Origin of the sequence: Actinoplanes regularis (assembly GCF_900188005.1) — a bacterium.
GTDB lineage: Bacteria > Actinomycetota > Actinomycetes > Mycobacteriales > Micromonosporaceae > Actinoplanes > Actinoplanes regularis.
The window spans coordinates 892,771-910,209 of the sequence record NZ_FZNR01000001.1 but is presented as its reverse complement, the minus strand read 5'-3'; the positions used below and the strand labels follow the sequence as shown (position 1 = coordinate 910,209).

Below are 17,439 nucleotides of genomic sequence, written 5' to 3'. Positions count from 1 at the left end.
CCACGGTACGCGCGAAACGCTCGCGGCGGACTGATGGAGGTGTCAGCTCAGAGAGAACTCAGAGTGGGTGGGTAGTCTCACGCGCATGAGACGACGCGGTGTCACCGTCATCCTGGGCGCCCTGATAACCGCCCTACTGGCCGCCGGTGTCATGATCTCCGACCTGCCGTATGTGATTCTCACACCCGGTCCGACGGTGAACACTCTCGGTTCCGCACAGGGCACCGAGGTGATCCAGGTGACCGGGGCCAAGACCTCGTCGTCCGCCGGCGAGCTCCGGCTCACCACCGTGAACGTGCAGTCGAAGGTCGAGCTGGTCCAGGCGATCCAGGGCTGGCTGAGCGGCGAGGACGCGGTCGTTCCGCGCGAACTGATCTATCCGCCGGACCGCAGCGAGAAGCAGGTCCAGGAGCAGAACGCGCAGGAGTGGAAGCAGTCGCAGACCAGCGCCGAGACCGTGGCGCTCCGCGAGCTGGGCTACCCCGTGCAGACCTACGTGCGCAAGGTCACGCCAGCCGGCGCCGCGGTCGGCAAGCTCCAGGAGAACGACGTGATCACCTCCGTGGGTGGCACCGCCGTGACCGGGCCGACCCAGCTCACCGAGCTGGTCCGGGCGAAACCGGTGGGCAGCGCGCTGACCGTCGGCTACACCCGGGACGGCAAGGCCGGCACCGTCGTGGTCACCACCAAGGCGACGGGCGATGACAAGACCCCGCGGCTGGGCATCGAGATCGGCACCAAGCAGCCCCACCCGTTCACCATCAAGATCGATCTGGACAAGATCGGCGGTCCGAGCGCCGGTCTGATGTTCACCCTCGGCATCATCGACAAGCTCCGCGACGAGGACCTCACCGGCGGCAAGATCATCGCCGGCACTGGCACCATCGACGACAACGGCGTGGTGGGCCCGATCGGTGGCATCCCGCAGAAGCTGAACGGTGCGAAGGACGCCGGCGCGAAGATCTTCCTGGTCCCCGAGGGGAACTGTGCGGAGGCGCTGCGCAACGCGGTGCCCGGCCTGCCCATGGCGAAGGTGGCGACCGTGGACGACGCGCTCACCGCCCTCAAGACGTTCACTTCCGGTGGCACCCCGACGCCGTGTTCGGCGTCATGATCACCGTTCGTGACCGGACACGTTCTACCGCGTATCGAAGCTGGATGGGACATCGTAAGGTGAGTCACCGGCCCGACGAAGTGTGGAGCCAACGTTGGTAATGCGGAACAGTCCCCTGCCGAGGATGAGCCGGCGCGGTCGCGTCACCGTCGGCGTCCTGGTCGGGGTCTTCATACTTTTCACTCTCCTCGGCTGGGGCATCGACGCGTACACGGACTATCTGTGGTACTCCGAGGTGCACTTCACCGAGGTGTTCTCCGGCGTCCTGGTCACCAAGCTGCTGTTGTTCCTGGCGGTCGGCGCGGTGATGGCCCTGTTCGTGGGGGCCAACCTCTACCTGGCGTACCGGCTGCGCCCGCTGCTGCGGCCGCACTCCGCGGAGCAGGCCACGCTGGAGCGGTACCGGATGGTTCTCGCGCCCCGGCTCGGAACCTGGATCACCGTGGTCAGCCTGATCATCGGCTTCTTCGCGGGACTCTCCGCGCAGGGCCGGTGGAGCGACTGGATCCTGTTCCGTAACGGCGGATCCTTCGGTACGACCGACCCGCAGTTCGACGTGGACATCGGGTTCTACATCTTCGACTACCCGCTGCTGCGCTACGCGCTCGGCATCGGCTTCACCGCGGTGGTGCTCTCCGTGCTCGGCGCGCTGGCCGTGCACTACATCTTCGGCGGCGTCCGCCTGCAGGGCGTCGGTGACCGGATGACCACCGCCGCGCGTGCTCACCTGACCACCCTGGTCGCGATCTTCGTGCTGCTCAAAGCGGTGGCGTACGTGCTGGACCGGCGGGCTCTCCTGCTCGAGCAGCACGTCTCGCCGGGGCTGTACGGCGCCGGCTACACCGACGTCAACGCGCTGCTCCCGGCCAAGGAGATCCTGGCGTACATCTCGATCGTGGTCGCCGTCGCGATCATCGTGTTCTCCAACGTCGTGATGCGGAACCTGGTCTGGCCCGGTGTCTCGCTGGCGCTGCTGGCCATCTCGGCCGTGGCGATCGGTGGCATCTACCCGCTCGCCGTGCAGAACTTCCAGGTCAAGCCGAGCCTCTTCGACAAAGAGAAGCCGTACATAGAGCGATCGATCAAGGCCACCCGAGCGGCCTTCGGCCTGAGCGATACGAAGGTCGGCGAATACACGCCGACCAGCGGAAACCCACCGGCAAACCTGCCCGAGGACACCAGCGCGCAGAACGTCCGGATCATCGACCCGCAGCTGGTCTCGCAGGCCTTCACCCAGTCGCAGCAGTCCCGCGGCTTCTACGACTTCGGCGAGAAGCTGGACGTCGACCGCTACCCGGTCGACGGCAAGACCCAGGACTACGTGGTCGGCGCCCGCGAGATCAACGACGACAAGCTCTCCGCCCAGCAGCGGAACTGGCTCAACCGGCACACTGTCTACACCCACGGGTACGGCCTGGTCGCCGCCCCGGCCAACGAGGTGTGCCCCGGGACCGGCCTGCCGTACTTCGTCTCCGGTTTCCTCGGTAAGAGCACCACCGCGGGCACCTGCGCCAAGTCGCAGCCCGAGCTCGAGGCGGACCAGCCGCGGATCTACTTCGGCGAGCAGTCCAGCGAGTACGCCATCGTCGGCCAGACCGACCCGAACAAGAACGTCGAGTTCGACCGCCCGCAGGAGCAGAACACCGACGCCTCGGTGAACTACACCTACGAGGGCAAGGGTGGCGTGCCGATCGGCTCGTTCATGCGCCGGCTCGTCTTCGCGATCGAGAACACCGAGAGCAACTTCCTGCTCTCCGACGCGGTCAACGAAGACTCGCGCCTGATGTACATTCGGGAACCGCGCGAGCGGGTGGAGAAGGTGGCGCCGTTCCTCACCGTCGACGGGGACCCGTACCCGGCCGTCGTCGGCGGGCGGATCGTGTGGATCCTCGACGGATACACCACGGCGCAGACCTACCCGTACTCGCAGAAGATCAACCTGGCCACCGAGACCCGCGACGAACTCACCGGGACCGGCTCGTTCGCGCTGGCCCGCGATGACGTCAACTACATGCGGAACTCGGTGAAGGCGACCGTCGACGCGTACGACGGGACCGTCAAGCTCTACGAGTTCGACGCCAAGGACCCGGTGCTCAAGGCGTGGAACAAGGCGTTCGGCGGCGACCTGGTCGTGCCCAGGGCACAGATCCCCGCCGAGCTGGCCGCGCACTTCCGCTACCCGGCCGACATGTTCAAGGTGCAGCGCAACCTGCTGACCAAGTTCCATGTCACCAACCCGCAGACGTTCTTCAACGGTGACGACTTCTGGCAGGTGCCGAACGCGCCGGACGCGCCGCAGAGCGGGGTGAAGCAGCCGCCGTTCTACCTGAACGTCAAGCTGCCCGGGCAGGGCGGGACCACGTTCCAGCTCACCTCGGGCGTGACCCCGGCCAACCGGGAGAACATGGCGGCCCTGATCTCGGGCTCGTACGACAGCCAGAACGATCCCCGGTTGGAAGTGCTCGAACTACCGGACCAGACCGTGGTTCCCGGCCCGATCCAGGTCCATCGGCTCATGGTCAACAACGCGCGGATCTCGCAGGACCTGACCCTCCTGAGCCGGAACGGCCAGGCCACCGTGCTCTACGGCAACCTGATCTCACTGCCGCTCGAGAAGGACATCCTGTACGTCGAGCCGGTCTACGTGAAGAGCACCCAGGCCAACGCGCCGCCGCTGCTGCAGAAGGTGCTGATGTCCTACGGTGACGGCTCCAAGGTGGTGCTGGAGGACAACCTGACCAAGGGCCTGAAAGCCCTGGCCGACCTGGGCAAGACCACGGGTGGCACCAACCCGGGCAACACCGGCACCAGCCCACCGGCCACCCAGCCGACCACGCCCTCCACCCCGCTGCCCGGCAACCTGGCGCAGGCGGCCGCCGACGTGGACAGGGCCATCGAGAACCTCCGTACCGCCCAGAAGGCCGGCGACTTCGCGGCCCAGGGTCAGGCGCTGAAGGAGCTCGACGAAGCCATGACCCGATTCCAGCAGGCTCAGGGAGCGACGGCCGGTCCGACCGGCGTCACCCCGTCCGGCTCTGCGGCTCCGTCGCCGAGTGCGGGCAGCTGACCAGTACGAACGCTGCCTCCAGGGGCTGTTTTGCAGCTCCTGGAGGCAGTGCGCTAGTCTTACTGAGCCGACGCGGGGTGGAGCAGCTCGGTAGCTCGCTGGGCTCATAACCCAGAGGTCGCAGGTTCAAATCCTGTCCCCGCTACGAGGGAAGAGGGATCCTTGTCCGCAGAAATCGCGGACTTGGGTCCCTCTTCGCATTTCTGCTCCGGGGGCCGAGCCCCCGGAAGCCCCGCGTTGCGGTAGGCGCGGTGAGTGGGCCGGCTCTGGTATCCCCCGTTTGTGGCGCGGGTGAGTGGGCCGCTTCAGGTTTCCGCCGGGGCGGGGCCTGAGTGCTACCACCGGCGCTGGTGCGGTTGGCGCTGATCCATGTTTTTATCTCGCGCCTGCTGTGGAATTCGTCGATCGGGTCGCCTGTAGCAATTGATTCAGCGTGAAGACCCAATCATGTGGTGACGCTCACCGATGATGTTAGAGCGCTCACGTATAGAGGGGCAGACATTTTCTGATCATCTATGGAACGCTAGGCCGCCGGTAACCCACCGGACGCTGAATGTTCATATCTGATCGGAGCTTCATGCCCATCAAAAGGCTCCTTGCGGCCGGCTTCGTGGCGCTGACCGCAGCGACCGGCGCTGTGGTCGTGACGACCTCCTCTCCCGCGGTTGCAGCGGTCGCCGACGGCGCGGTCTTCAATGACCCGACCAGCTCGGACGCGGCACAGCAGAACAAGATCCGCACGCACATCCAGAACCTGATCGACGGCGCCCCGGCCGGATCCGAAATTCGCGTCGCGATGTACAACTTCAAAGAGCGGAATGTCGCCGACACCCTGATCGCCGCGAAGAACCGTGGCGTCCACGTCAAGGTCGTGGTGGATTCCGTCTCCGACGGCACGGAGGCTGTGAACCTCCTCAAGCCCGCGCTCGGTACGACGGTCAGCACCTCGGCCGGCGCGTCGTTCATCAAGGTCTGCACCAACGACGCGGCCTGCATCGGCAACCAGGGCACGCCGATCAATCACAACAAGTTCTACCTGTTCTCGAGCACGAGCGGCTCGAGCAACGTGGTCGTCCAGTCCTCGGCGAACCTCACCGTGACCAACCAGACGGGTATGTGGCAGAACGCGGTGACCTTCGCGGGTAACAGCGGCCTCTACAACGCGTACTACGAGTACCACAAGGACCTGGCCGGCGACACGGCGAAGACCAACAACTACTACCGGTCGAACCTCGCGGGGAACGTCAAGTCGTACTTCTTCCCGCGGGCGGGCACCGACAGCTCGACCGACACCATCTACAACATGCTGAACGAGAACGTGACCTGCGAGGGCAACACGACCGTCGGCACCAGCGACTCGCACCGTACGATCATCCGCATCGCCATGTGGAGCTTCACCCGCGATGGCATCGCCAGCAAGCTGCGTGAGCTCGCCGACAAGAAGTGCTGGGTCGACGTGATCTACACCTCGGCTGACGCCGGCGTGCTTGCCTCGCTCCGCAATCACTCGCGCATCGCGCTTTACCAGACGCCGGAGACCGGTGACTTCGTCCACTCGAAGTACATGCTGATCGAGGGCACCTACACCGACAAGAAGGACAGCAAGTGGGTCCTGACCGGTAGCCACAACTACACCAACGCCGCGCTGCGTGAGAACGACGAGGCGTTCGTGCGGGTCGAGTCGGCCACCATTCACGACCAGTTCCGGGCGAACTTCCGTACCATCCGGGACTTCGCGACCGCGGACCCGAAGTCCCCGGCGGCGGTGGACTTCAAGGCGGGCAACTGAACCGTCGACACCTGGCTCTCCGCCGTCGCTTGAGGTGACGCCGGTCGGCTGACGAGGCAAGAAGAGGGCCCCTGGCCGCGGTTTCCGCGGCCAGGGGCCCTCTTCTTGGTGATGTGGCTGTTGGCGGAGCGGAGCCGGTGATGCGGCCGCCGGGGGAGCGGAATCGCTCAGGCGGTCGCCGGGGTGAGGTGCTCGGCCAGGACGGCGAGGTGGGTCTTGCGGGCCTCGGTCCAGCGTTGCCGTCCGGCCTCGGTGATCGCCACGAACACCCCGCGCCGGTCGATCTCGCAGTGGGTGCGCTCGACCAGCCCACCTTTCGCCAGACGGCTCACTGTCCGCGACAGCGCGCTCTGGCTCAGGTACATGGTCTCGGCGAGATCTTGCATGCGTCGCTTGTCACGCTCCTGGGTGGTGAGACGGTCCAGAGTCTCGTACTCACTCAGGGTGAGGCCGTGGGCCTCCTGCAAGGTCCTCTCAAGATCGCAGGCGACCTTGTTGTAGCAGGTCAGGAGGGATCGCCAGCGCTCAACGAGGTCGGTTTCCGGCTCCATGCCGGGCATCATACTCCGAGCCGGGCGGTCGATGCATCCGAAATTTATGCACAAACATTTGATGCTTGAACATTAGATGCGTGCGCATCTAATGTTTCGGCCGTGACTATCACCGAACCCCTGACCCAGTCCACGACCGCCGTGGACCAGCGCTGGACGCCCCGGCTCTGGGGCGTGCTCGCGGTGTTGTGCGCGGTCCTCTTCCTCGACGGCCTGGACGTCTCGATGGTCGGGGTGGCGCTGCCCTCGATCGGCACCGAGCTCGGCCTCGGTACCGCCTCACTACAGTGGATCGTCAACGGCTATGTGCTCGGCTACGGCGGCCTGCTGCTGCTCGGCGGGCGCACCGCCGACCTGCTCGGCCGCCGCCGGGTGTTCCTGATCGCGCTCGCCGTCTTCACCGTCGCCTCGCTGATCGGCGGGCTCGTCGACGACGGCGGCCTGCTGATCGCCACCCGGTTCGTCAAGGGCCTGGCCGCGGCGTTCACCGCGCCGACCGCGATGAGCATCGCGACCACCACGTTCGCCGAAGGTCCGGCCCGCAACCGGGCGCTGTCGATCTTCACGGTCTTCGGCGCCAGCGGATACTCCTCCGGCCTCATCCTCGGCGGCCTGCTGACCAGCCTGGGCTGGCGGTGGACGTTCCTGGTCCCGGTGCCGCTCGCGCTGGCCGCCCTCGTCGCCGGCCTCATCCTCATCCCGCGGGACAAGCCCGCCGCCGGGGGCGGCCACGACCTGATCGGCGCGGTCACCCTCGTCGGCGGGATGCTGCTCGCGGTGTACGCCGTGGTCACCGCCCCGCAGCGCGGACTCGACCCGCTGACGATCGGGGCCGCGGCGCTCGCGATCGTCCTGCTCGTCGCGTTCGTGGTGGCCGAGGGGCGGGTCCGGCACCCACTCGTCCGGCTGAGCATCTTCCGGATCGGCTCGATCGTGCGGGCCAACGCCAGCATGGTCGCGCTGATGGGCTCCTACGTCAGCTTCCAGTTCATGATGACGCTCTACCTGCAGGACGTGCTGCACTGGACGCCGCTGCGGATGGCCCTCGCCCTGCTCCCGGCCGGCCTGCTGGTCGCGTTCAGCTCGCCGTTCATGGGCCGGCTGATCGACCGGCGCGGCACCGCCCCGCTGATCGTCGCCGCGATGATCTCGCTCAGCGCCGGGTACATCTGGTTCCTCGCCACCGCGGGCAGCCGCCCCGACTACCTGGTCACCATCTTCCCGGCGATGCTGCTGCTGGGCGGTGGGTTCGCGTTCGGCTTCAGTTCGATCATGGCCCAGGCGACGGACGGCATCGATGACTCGGAGCAGGGCCTGGCGTCCGGGCTGGTGCAGTCCTCCGGGCAGATCGGGACCGCACTGGTGCTGGCCGTGGTCACCACCCTGATCGCGTCCGCCACGACCGCGCCCGCCGGCGACTTCACGTCCTTCCGGCCCGGGGTCAACCTGGTCACCGGAGTCGCGGTCGCCGGCCTGGTGCTGAACCTGGTCGCGCTGGCCGCCACCCGGATCCGGCGCCCGCTCCCCGCCGAAATCGCGAGCCTCTGAACGCCCCGTCGAAATCGCGAGCCGCTGGACGACCCGTCGAAATCGCGAGCCTCTGAACGCCCCGTCGAAATCGCGGGCCGCTGAACGAGCTGTCGGATCGCGGGCCTCCGATCGGGCCGCCGAAATCGCGGGCCTCCGATCGGGCCGCCGAAATCGCGGGCCTCCGATCGAGCCGTCGGATCACGGGCCGCTGAACGAGCCGTCGGATCGCTCGCCTGAACGATCCGCTGAATCGTCGGCTTCTGAACGAGCTGTCGAGATCTCGGGCCTCCGAGTGGGCCACCGTGCCCGGCCGGAATCCGGCCGGGCGCGGGTCGATCCGGCCTCTGACCTGCGGCGCAAGGGCATTGCCGACCCGGTTGCACGGCACTCCGGGCCACGCGCTAAGCTTTTCTTACCGACGCGGGGTGGAGCAGCTCGGTAGCTCGCTGGGCTCATAACCTAGAGGTCGCAGGTTCAAATCCTGTCCCCGCTACGAGGGAAGAGGGATCCTTGTCCGCAGAAATTGCGGACTTGGGTCCCTCTTCGCATTTCTGCTCCGGGGGCCGAGCCCCCGGAAGCCCCGCGTTGCGGTAGTCGCGGTGAGTGGGCCGCCTCTGGTTTACCCCGCTTGTGGCGCGCGTGAGTAGGCGCTTCCGGTTCGACGCGATTCAAGATCTCAATTTCCCGGTACGACCTGTGGGGTCCTGTGGCTATCCCTATCGGGCCACGCTCTGTGGCGTTCTCGCGTGAGGAGCGCGTCATGCCGGGCCGCTGCCGCGCGTCACGACCTTTCTCAGAGGGATTCCGCCGGCCGCCCCTTGGTCACTGCCCTGTGCTCCGTCAGTGCCTTGTGCTCTCTTGTCGGCCTGGACGGCCTTCGTTGAGATCTCGGCGAGGGCTGGTTGGAATGTGGGCACAGGTCGCCGAGATGCGTTCGCAGGCCGGTTGTGGGGGTTCGGTGGGCGCGCCAGGCCGGTTGGTAGGGGTGGGTGGCGGGTGGGTCTAGGCCGGTTGGTGGGGGTGGGTCTAGGCCGGTTGATGGGGGTGGATTGGGGGGAGGGCGGTCAGGACGTGGGAGAGGGACGCCGGGTGGTGGAGGATTCCCAGGTGGCCGATCACGGGGCGGCGGGTTCGCTGCTGGAGGACGACCTGGGTGGCGTGCGGGGCGGCGGCCAGCGAGGCGGTGTACGGGGTCACCATCTGGTCGTAGCGGGTGACGATCGTGGTGAAGCGGACCGCCGGGGCCGGGGGAGCGTTCCGGATCGCGGTCAGGACCTCGGAGCCGGGGAGTTGCTCCTGCCAGGTGGGGATCTTCGCGTCCAGCCAGCGGCGCAGGCCGGCGGGCAGCCGGTGGGGGTGCCGGAGCAGGCCGTGCAGGGTGGTGCCGCCGTAGGTGGGTGCCAGGCCGATCACGGAGCGGACGGCACCGGCGGCGGGTTCGGCGGGCAGGCAACGGACGAGGTAGTGGGCCAGGACAGCGCCCCAGGAGTGGCCGACGACGTCGACCTGGGTGGCGCCGGTCGTGGCGCGGACCGTGTCGATGAAGGCGGCGAGTTCGAGCGCGTGCCGGTGGGTGGCGGTGCCGTCCGGGCCGGGGCGGGCCCGGCGCCAGTCGAACGGGTAGACGTCCCGGCCGTCGTTGGCGAGCAGCGGTGCGAGGGTGTACCAGTCGCACGAGGAGCGGCCGTTGGTGCCGTGGATCAGGATCACCGGGACCACCGGCGCGCCCGTCGGCGGCGGGGGCGTGTCCGGGTCGGGGCGGCGGGCGCCGGGTGGGAGGCCACGCGGGTGGGTGGCGCTGTGGCGCAGCGCCGCGCGCCGGCTGTAGTGCACGGGCAGCGGCCTGGTATCCATGGCGAGGATCCTAGGCGGCGGGGATCTTGAGCGGTGCGGGTCGTGCCGGCGGGAGCGGATCTTCGTACCGGGAAATGATCTTCTTTTGCGAGGTGATCGCGAAGCGATATTGACGTCCGTGGAACGACTTCGGTTGTGTCGATCGTCATGAGCTGGGGCATTCCGGACCCGAGCGTGGTTGGGAAATGACAGCAGCGGCTATCCTCCGCCTCGATGACGAACAAGAACATGCCCAACAGCGTTCAAAACGGGTCAATCAGCCAAAATAAGACGCTCTGGCCGGTGTCACCGAGGAATCAGGAGGGTGAAGCCATCGAAACCGTGGCGACGCGCCCGCCCGCAGTCCCTGATGAGAAGAGACCGCCGGCACGCAGCCCGGCGCGGCTGGCCACGCTCGACGCGCTCCGGCTGATCGCCGCGCTGGCCGTCGCGGCGTACCACCTCACCGCCTCGTGGCGGATCGACGGGCGCAACATGCCCGAGTACTTCCTGCCGAGCCTGACCCACGTCACCATCTACGGCTTCCTCGGCGTCGAGTTGTTCTTCCTGATCAGCGGTTTCGTCATCGGCATGAGCAGCTGGAACCGGAGCCTGGGCGACTTCTTCACGTCCCGGGTCAGCCGGTTGTACCCCGCCTACTGGGTCTGCATCGTGATCACCACGGTCGTGGTCACGCTGGCGCCGATCTCCGGCGGTGTTCCGGTCTCCGGCACGCCGGGTCTGCGGGAGATCGCGGCGAACCTGACGATGCTCCAGGAGCCGCTCGGTGTCGGCTCGATCGACACCGTCTACTGGACGCTCTTCGTGGAGTTGCGGTTCTACCTGCTCTTCGCGGCGCTGGCGGCGTTCGGGCTGACCTACCGCAGGGTCGTGCTCTTCTGCGCGGTCTGGATGACGGTCGCGGCGATCGCGCCGATGCTCGGCAGCCGGGCGGTCGAGGTGCTGGCCATCCCGGAGTACGCGCCGTACTTCATCGCCGGGCTGGCCGCGTTCCTCATCCACCGGTTCGGCCGGTCGCCGCTGCTTTTCGGTATCACCGGGTTCGCCTGGCTGGTCAGCGTCGAACGGGTGATCGGCCGGGTGGGCGACGTCAATCCGGGCTTCCACGTGCCGGTCTGGCCGGGCGTCGTGATCATCACGCTCGCCTACGCCGCGCTGCTGGTCATCGCGCTGGGCTGGACCGACCGGGTGCGCTGGCGCTGGCTCACCACCGCGGGGGCCCTCACCTACCCCTTCTACCTGCTGCACCAGCGCATCGGGTACACCTTTGTCCGGCACGCCTACGAGGCGACGGGGCTGCCCGCCTGGGTCCTCGTGCTCAGCGCCATCGTGCTGGTCCTGGGCCTGTCCTGGCTGGTGTACCGGTTTGTGGAGAAACCGCTGGCCGCGCGGATACGGGCTGGTCTGCGGCGATCCCTCGCCGAGCTGCGCGCGGCCTCGGCGGCGGACGCCCTCGGCGCCAAGCTGCCCCGGCAGGTCCGGGAGGGCGACCTGATGCGGTCCGGGCGGGACCGAAGGGAGAACTGAGATCTTGACGGTACGTACCGACCGGCCGGAGATGGCTCGCCTGGAAGCCGACTGTTCCCGCTGCGCGGCGCTCTGCTGCGTCGCGCCCGCCTTCGCCAAGTCCTCGGACTTCGCCGTCGACAAGCCGGCCGGTCAGGCCTGCCGGAACCTGGCCGACGACTTCCGCTGCCGGATCCACGAGGACCTGCCCGCTCGCGGGTTCCAGGGCTGCGTGGTGTTCGACTGCTTCGGGGCCGGCCAGCGGATCACCCAGGAGACGTTCGGCGGGCGGGACTGGCGCGGCGCCCCGGAGATCGCCGGCGCGATGTTCGCCACGCTGCCGGTGATGCGCCAGTTGCACGAGCTGCTCTGGCTCCTCACCGAGGCGCTCCAGCTCGACGAGGCGCGACGGCTGCACCCCGAGCTGCGGATGGCCCGGGACGAGATCGACGCGCTGGCCGCGGGGACGGCGGACGAGCTGCGCGGGCTGGACGTCGACGCGTACCGCAAGAAGGTGGTGCCGTTGTTGCGCCGGGTCAGTGAGCTCGCCCGGGCCGGCGCCGGTCGGCGCCGCCCGGACCACAGCGGAGCCCACCTGATCGGCCGCCGGTTCCGCGGCGCCGACCTGCGCGGGGCGAGCTTCCGCGGCGCGCTGCTCATCGGCGCCGACCTGCGCGACGCGGACCTGCGGCGCGCCGACTTCACCGGTGCCGATCTGCGGGGTGCGGACCTGCGGGGCGCCGATCTGACCGGAGCGCTCTTCCTGACCGCGGCCCAGCTACGGGCGGCGCGGACGGCATAGCGGCCGGCAGCGAGCGCCGGCCGCCTCTACGTGCGGCCGGAACCCTCAGCGGTAGGCCTGCGGGTCCTCGGCCGGCCGCTGGCTGAGGTACGTGGACAGGTTCGTGGTCTGCCCCCCGAACGGGCTGAACCCGTCGTCGTCGTTCTCGGACGACAACAGGTTGGCCACCCGAGCGGCCAGGCTCGAGGCCCGGGACGCCAGGTCCGGCTCCGCGTACCGCGAGTCCTGCTCGGCGCGCATGGCCTCCTCGGCGCGCATGGCGTCGGCGGCCATGCCGGGCCGGTCACCGTAGCCGCGCTGGCCGGAGGTCGGCATCGAGGAGATCGGCGTCGTGGAGACCGGCATGGACGAGATCGGCATCGACGAGACCGGCATCGTGGAGACCGGCATCGACGAGACCGGGGCCGCCTCGTAGACCGGCTCCTGGTACACGGGCTCCTGGTAGGCCGGCTCCTGGTAGGCCGGCTCCTGGTAGGCCGGCTCCTGGTAGGCCGGCTCCTGGTAGGCCGGCTCCTGGTAGGCGGCTTCCTCGTACGCGGGCTCCTCGTACGCGGGCTCCTGGTACGCGGGCTCCTGGTACGCGGGCTCCTGGTACGCGGGCTCTTGGTGTACGGGCTCCTGGTAGGCCGCTTCCTCGTACCCGGGTGCGTCGTAGGTGGCCTCGGCGTAGATCGGTTCAGCGGACTCCGGGGTGGGCACCTGGACGAACCCGAGCAGCGTCACCGTCTGCCCCTCGCCGCCCTGATAGTTGCTGAACTCCGGGCCGATCACCAGGCGGGACAGCATCCGCGAGTGGGCGGGCGCCACCCCGATCTCGGCCGCGTTCTCCACCCGGAACCGGGCGATGGCCTGGCGCAGCACGTTCGCCAGGCGGTCGGCGTCGCCCACCTTGGCCAGGGCGCCACCGGCGAGCACCAGGGCGGGGAAGCTGCCCTCCGGGCCGTTGCAGACCAACTGGATCTGGGTGACCGTCGCGTTCCGGCCGACACCCCGGTTCCCCGGCTGGACCCGCAGGTGCTGCGGCCACAGCCAGAAGAGCTCGCCGCTACTCAGCGTGTCCCCATCCGCATACGCATAGCGAACTCGCCGGTCGGTCACGAGGACGTCGGTCTCCTCCGGCAGGGTCCATCGCGGTAGCGAGGACGCCTCGTCGAACGCGTACTCGGCGACGGCACAGCGGCCGCGCCACAGCACCCGCTCGCCGCTGTCCAGCGGTCCGAGGTCGGTGCCCGGTGCGGACAGGAAGTGCTGGTGGAACATGGTTGCCTTCCCCGTTCACGCCGCGATCGGAAAACACGGCCGAAACGATTACAGCCCGTCCTCCCAAGTGCCGCCAGTCACCCGACGCGAATCACAGCGGAACTTACGAATTCGACACCGGACAGTGATGACCGATGAACCATCGGCAGATCTTGCCACTACTTTCGGTCACCGAACAGGCCGACCGGCGGTGGTGGTGACGCGACCGCGGAGACGTCCGGCACCGGGGTCGCGCCGGCCGCGAACCGATCGAGATCGGCCTCCACTCGGCCCGGGAACCAGTCGCCCGCGGCTCGACGGGTCAGCTCGGCCACCGGGGGTGGGGTGCGACCGGCGAGCACCACCAGATTGCCGAACCTGCGGCCGCGCAGCACCGCGGCGTCGGCAACCAGACAGGCATCCGGCAGGACCGACCGGATTGTGGCGACTTGCGCACGGGCGTGCTTGAGCGGGGGCCCGTCGGCGATGTTGGCGATCAACCAACCGGCCGGGTCCAGCACCCGGGCCAACTGCTGGGCGAACTCGACCGAGGCCAGATGGGCGGGGGTGCGGGCGCCGGCGAAGACGTCGAGCACGATCACGTCGTACCCCCGATCGCGCATGCCCTCGACGGCCTCGCGGGCGTCGCCCACCCGGACCCGGATGTTCGCCCGCGCCGGAAGCGGCAGCTCCCGGCGGACCAGCTCGACCAGCGGACCGTCGATCTCCACCACCCGCTGCGTGGATCCCGGCCGCGTCACGGCCAGGTAGCGCGGCAGGGTCAGCGCGCCGCCGCCCAGGTGGAGCGCGCGCAACGCGCGGCCCGGCTCGGCCACCAGGTCGATCGCCGCGGCCATCCGCCGGACGTACTCGAACTGCAGGTGGGTGGGGTCGGCCAGATCGACGTGCGACTGCGGGGCGCCGTCCAGCAGCAGGGTGAACGCGGTGTCCCGATCCGGGTCGGGGACCACCTCGGCGACGCCCGAGGCGACCGTCTCCACCCGTCTTCGCGACGCCCTGCGCTGTGCCATCCGGCCATTGTCCCGGTAGCAGCTCGGTAGCGCGGCTCAGGGAAGTCGATGGTGAGCGCGGATACCTCCGAACGTTACCGGCGTGACGGTTATCGAGCAGACCCTGAGCCGGCGTACCGCGATCGGCGCCGCGGCCGCGGCCGGTGCCGCCGCAGCGTTCACCACGGGAACGCCCGCCATGGCCGCCGGGAGCGATCCGGCCGGCCCGACGACGGTCGATCCGGTGTCGGCGGCCGGGCTGCTGCCCGCCGATCCGCTGTTGCACCTGCTGCGCCGGGCCACCTTCGGGCCCAGCCCGGCCTCGATCGCGGAGATCCGCAAGCTGGGGGCGAGCGCCTGGCTGGACCGGCAGCTCAAGCCGGCCTCGATCGCCGACCCGGTCGCCGACAAGCTGATCGCCCGGCTCCCGCTGTCCGGCCTGAGCATCGCCGAGATCCGCGCCAAGGCGGCCGCCGGCCAGCTCAAGCAGTACGACTCGACCCCGATGTGGCAGCTCAGCTGGGCCGCCCCGATCCGGGCGATCTGGAGCGAGCGGCAGCTGTTCGAGGTGATGGTCGACTTCTGGTCCAACCACCTGAACGTGACCTGCCCGATCGGCGACGTCTGGGACAGCCGCGCCGACTACGACCGCAACGTGATCCGCAAGCACGCCCTGGGCACCTTCGCCGACCTGCTCAAGGCCTCGGCCCGGCATCCGGCGATGCTCACCTACCTGGACAACCGGTACTCCACCCGGCTGGCGCCGAACGAGAACTACGGCCGGGAGCTGCTCGAGCTGCACACCGTCGGGCTCGAGTACACCGAGCAGGACGTGAAGGACGCGGCACGGCTGCTCACCGGGCTGGGCGTGGACAAGGCCACCGGGGCGTACCGGTACGACGCCGCCAACCACGCGGTCGGCCCGGTGAAGATCCTGACGTTCACGCACGCGAACGCGACCACGACGGGTGGCGAGGCGGCCGCGCTGGCGCTCCTCGACCACCTGGCGATCCACCCGTCCACCGCCCGCCGGATCGTCACCAAGCTCTGCGTCCGGTTCGTCGCCGACGTGCCGCCCGCCGGACTGATCACCAAGCTGGTCAAGGTCTACCTGGACAACCGGACGGCGATCGCGCCGGTGCTGCGGGCGCTGTTCACTTCCGCCGAGTTCGCCGGCTCGATCGGCGCGAAGGTCCGTACCCCGCTGGAGGACCTCGCGGCCACCATCCGGATCCTCGGCTACGGACCGCCGCCCGCCGGGACCAAGACCTACGAGAGTCTTTACGGAATGGCCCGCAATGCCGGCCACGCGCCGCTATTGTGGGGCCCGCCGAACGGGTACCCGGACGTGGCGGCCGCCTGGGCTTCGCCGTCCGGCCTTCTGGTGCGGTGGAACTTCCACCTGTCGATCGCCTCCGGGAGCTGGCCGACCGATCTGGTCAAGCCGGCCGACCTGCTGGCCGGGATGATCGGCGCCCGGCCGGCCACCTACGGAGCGCTGATCGACGCGACGGCCGTCCGGCTGCTCGGGGTCAAGCTCGCGGCCGAGAAGACCGCGGCGCTGGCCGCCTTCTTCGGCAAGACACCGTCGTCGGCGGTGAAGTACAACGACCCGGCGGTCGGCTGGATGTATCCGTACCTGCTCGGGATGCTGCTGAACTCCCCGAACTTCGCACTGCGATGAGTACCGAGGTGAGGACCGTGAACTTTGGTTGTGACGAGGAGCGCCGGGCGATGCTGTCCCGGCGTCGGCTGCTCGCCGCCGGGGCCGCCGGCACGTTCGCCGGGCTGGCCGGTTCGCAGCTCGACACCCAGTTGGCCTTCGCGGCCGATCCGGCGTACTCCGGCGACGTGCTGGTGCTGCTCTCGCTGCGTGGCGGGTTCGACGGGCTGTCCGCCGTGGTGCCGGCCGGGGACCCCGCGTACTACACGGCCCGGCCGGGGATCGCGGTGCCGAAGACCCAGCTGATCGGCGGCGGGGCGTTCTTCGGACTGCACCCGGCGCTGGCGCCGCTGCTGCCGTACTGGAACTCCGGCAAGCTGGCCGCGGTGCAGGCGGTCGGGCAGCCGGCGCCGAACCGGTCGCACTTCGCCGCGATGGAGGAGCTGGAGCGGGCCGCGCCCGGCACCTCGCTGCGGACCGGCTGGCTGAACCGGATGCTCGGGTCGCGAGGCGCGGACGACCTGTTCGACGCGATCGCGCTGGGTACCCCGCGCCCGGATCGGGTGCTCGACGGCCCGGCGTCGCACCTCGCGCTGACCTCGATCGACGGGCTGGTGCTGACCGGGGACGACGCGGCCAAGCCACTCGCGGCCACGATGGCGGCCCTCTACCAGGGCGCGCCGGCCGCGCTGGGCCGGACCGCGGGCCAGCTCACCAGCGCGCTCGCCTGGGCCAAGACGAAGCGGGCGGCGGGCTACACCGCGGCCAACGGCGCGTCCTATCCGGCCACCGAGCTGGGCGGGGCGCTGCGCGACGTGGCCCGGCTGATCAAGGCGAACGCCGGCCTGATGACCGCGACCGTGGACTGCGGCGACTGGGACATGCACGAGAACCTGGGCATCGCGGAGCCCGGCCGGCAGATGCACGACCAACTCGCCAAGCTGGCCGGCGCGCTCGCGGCGTTCGCCACCGACCTCGGACCGGACGGGCTTCGCCGGGTCACTCTGGTCACGGTCAGCGAGTTCGGGCGGCGGGTGGCACAGAACGGGTCCAGCGGGCTGGATCACGGATACGGCAACGCCATGTTCGTGCTCGGCGGCGGGGTCCGGGGCGGCAAGGTGTACGGCTCCTGGCCGGGGCTGGCCGCCGGCCAGCTCCGGGACGGCGACCTGGCGGTGACCACCGACTACCGCGCGGTGATCGGCGAGATCCTGCGGGCCCGGTGCGGGGTCGGTGACCTGTCCGCGGTCTTCCCGGGTGTCTCGCCTTCCGCGCTCGGGCTGGTGACCGCTCGTTGATATCGGGTTTTATTTG

At 69.2% G+C, this 17,439-nt stretch carries 12 protein-coding genes and 2 tRNA genes; 10 read left to right on the top strand and 4 right to left on the bottom strand.

Annotated elements, in window-relative coordinates; genetic code table 11:
* Positions 1–85: 85 nt before the first annotated feature.
* The 4 genes from CHC09_RS03875 to CHC09_RS03860 all read left to right on the top strand — a co-directional run bounded on the left by CHC09_RS03875 (position 86) and on the right by CHC09_RS03860 (position 5,970).
* Positions 86–1,114: a YlbL family protein gene (locus CHC09_RS03875; RefSeq protein ID WP_089291516.1), complete on the top strand. Its 1,029-nt coding sequence runs from the start codon at positions 86–88 to the stop codon at positions 1,112–1,114.
* 124 nt (positions 1,115–1,238) lie between these two features.
* On the top strand, positions 1,239–4,181 hold the full coding sequence (locus CHC09_RS03870) for a UPF0182 family membrane protein (protein WP_089291515.1): 2,943 nt from the start codon (positions 1,239–1,241) through the stop codon (positions 4,179–4,181).
* Positions 4,182–4,252: 71 nt separating this feature from the next.
* A tRNA-Met gene (locus tag CHC09_RS03865) sits at positions 4,253–4,326 on the top strand.
* 432 nt (positions 4,327–4,758) lie between these two features.
* Positions 4,759–5,970: a phospholipase D-like domain-containing protein gene (locus tag CHC09_RS03860; protein ID WP_179276929.1), complete on the top strand. Its 1,212-nt coding sequence runs from the start codon at positions 4,759–4,761 to the stop codon at positions 5,968–5,970.
* Between the two features lie 167 nt (positions 5,971–6,137).
* Here CHC09_RS03860 and CHC09_RS03855 read toward each other — a convergent pair whose 3' ends face one another.
* The gene (locus tag CHC09_RS03855) at positions 6,138–6,521 is read right to left on the bottom strand and encodes a MarR family winged helix-turn-helix transcriptional regulator (protein WP_089291513.1); all 384 of its coding nucleotides are present in this window, start codon (positions 6,519–6,521) and stop codon (positions 6,138–6,140) included.
* 102 nt (positions 6,522–6,623) lie between these two features.
* Here CHC09_RS03855 and CHC09_RS03850 point away from each other — a divergent pair, with 102 nt between their 5' ends.
* A complete protein-coding gene (locus tag CHC09_RS03850) occupies positions 6,624–8,069 on the top strand; it encodes an MFS transporter (protein WP_089291512.1) in 1,446 nt (481 codons plus the stop codon).
* Between the two features lie 401 nt (positions 8,070–8,470).
* Positions 8,471–8,544, top strand: a tRNA-Met gene (locus tag CHC09_RS03845).
* A gap of 533 nt (positions 8,545–9,077) precedes the next feature.
* Here the strand turns inward: CHC09_RS03845 and CHC09_RS03840 are convergent.
* Entirely contained in the window at positions 9,078–9,905 is an 828-nt protein-coding gene (locus tag CHC09_RS03840; RefSeq protein ID WP_089291511.1) for an alpha/beta fold hydrolase, read from the bottom strand.
* A 321-nt stretch (positions 9,906–10,226) separates the two neighbouring features.
* Here CHC09_RS03840 and CHC09_RS03835 point away from each other — a divergent pair, with 321 nt between their 5' ends.
* Together CHC09_RS03835 and CHC09_RS03830 are read left to right on the top strand one after the other, a co-directional pair.
* Positions 10,227–11,432, top strand: coding sequence for an acyltransferase family protein (locus CHC09_RS03835; protein ID WP_239137999.1), 1,206 nt, complete (start codon positions 10,227–10,229; stop codon positions 11,430–11,432).
* A 4-nt stretch (positions 11,433–11,436) separates the two neighbouring features.
* A complete protein-coding gene (locus CHC09_RS03830; protein WP_239138000.1) occupies positions 11,437–12,213 on the top strand; it encodes a pentapeptide repeat-containing protein in 777 nt (258 codons plus the stop codon).
* Between the two features lie 45 nt (positions 12,214–12,258).
* Here CHC09_RS03830 and CHC09_RS47385 read toward each other — a convergent pair whose 3' ends face one another.
* Complete coding sequence (locus CHC09_RS47385; protein ID WP_244911590.1) at positions 12,259–13,473, bottom strand: translation initiation factor 2; 1,215 nt, start codon at positions 13,471–13,473, stop codon at positions 12,259–12,261.
* A 158-nt stretch (positions 13,474–13,631) separates the two neighbouring features.
* On the bottom strand, positions 13,632–14,483 hold the full coding sequence (locus CHC09_RS03820; protein ID WP_089291510.1) for a spermidine synthase: 852 nt from the start codon (positions 14,481–14,483) through the stop codon (positions 13,632–13,634).
* Positions 14,484–14,565: 82 nt separating this feature from the next.
* On the opposite strand from CHC09_RS03820, the gene CHC09_RS03815 reads away from it, so the two are divergent.
* Entirely contained in the window at positions 14,566–16,146 is a 1,581-nt protein-coding gene (locus CHC09_RS03815; RefSeq protein ID WP_239138004.1) for a DUF1800 domain-containing protein, read from the top strand.
* A 17-nt stretch (positions 16,147–16,163) separates the two neighbouring features.
* Complete coding sequence (locus tag CHC09_RS03810; protein WP_239138006.1) at positions 16,164–17,423, top strand: DUF1501 domain-containing protein; 1,260 nt, start codon at positions 16,164–16,166, stop codon at positions 17,421–17,423.
* The last annotated feature ends 16 nt before the right edge of the window (positions 17,424–17,439 follow it).

What these genes read in the sequence shown, in the direction of transcription:
- CHC09_RS03855 (WP_089291513.1), bottom strand. Translation starts at nt 6,521, where the DNA reads ATGGAGCCGGAAACCGACCTCGTTGAGCGCTGGCGATCCCTCCTGACC.
- CHC09_RS47385 (WP_244911590.1), bottom strand. Translation starts at nt 13,473, where the DNA reads ATGTTCCACCAGCACTTCCTGTCCGCACCGGGCACCGACCTCGGACCG.
- CHC09_RS03820 (WP_089291510.1), bottom strand. Translation starts at nt 14,483, where the DNA reads ATGGCACAGCGCAGGGCGTCGCGAAGACGGGTGGAGACGGTCGCCTCG.
- CHC09_RS03875 (WP_089291516.1), top strand. Translation starts at nt 86, where the DNA reads ATGAGACGACGCGGTGTCACCGTCATCCTGGGCGCCCTGATAACCGCC.
- CHC09_RS03870 (WP_089291515.1), top strand. Translation starts at nt 1,239, where the DNA reads ATGAGCCGGCGCGGTCGCGTCACCGTCGGCGTCCTGGTCGGGGTCTTC.
- CHC09_RS03840 (WP_089291511.1), bottom strand. Translation starts at nt 9,905, where the DNA reads ATGGATACCAGGCCGCTGCCCGTGCACTACAGCCGGCGCGCGGCGCTG.
- CHC09_RS03860 (WP_179276929.1), top strand. Translation starts at nt 4,759, where the DNA reads ATGCCCATCAAAAGGCTCCTTGCGGCCGGCTTCGTGGCGCTGACCGCA.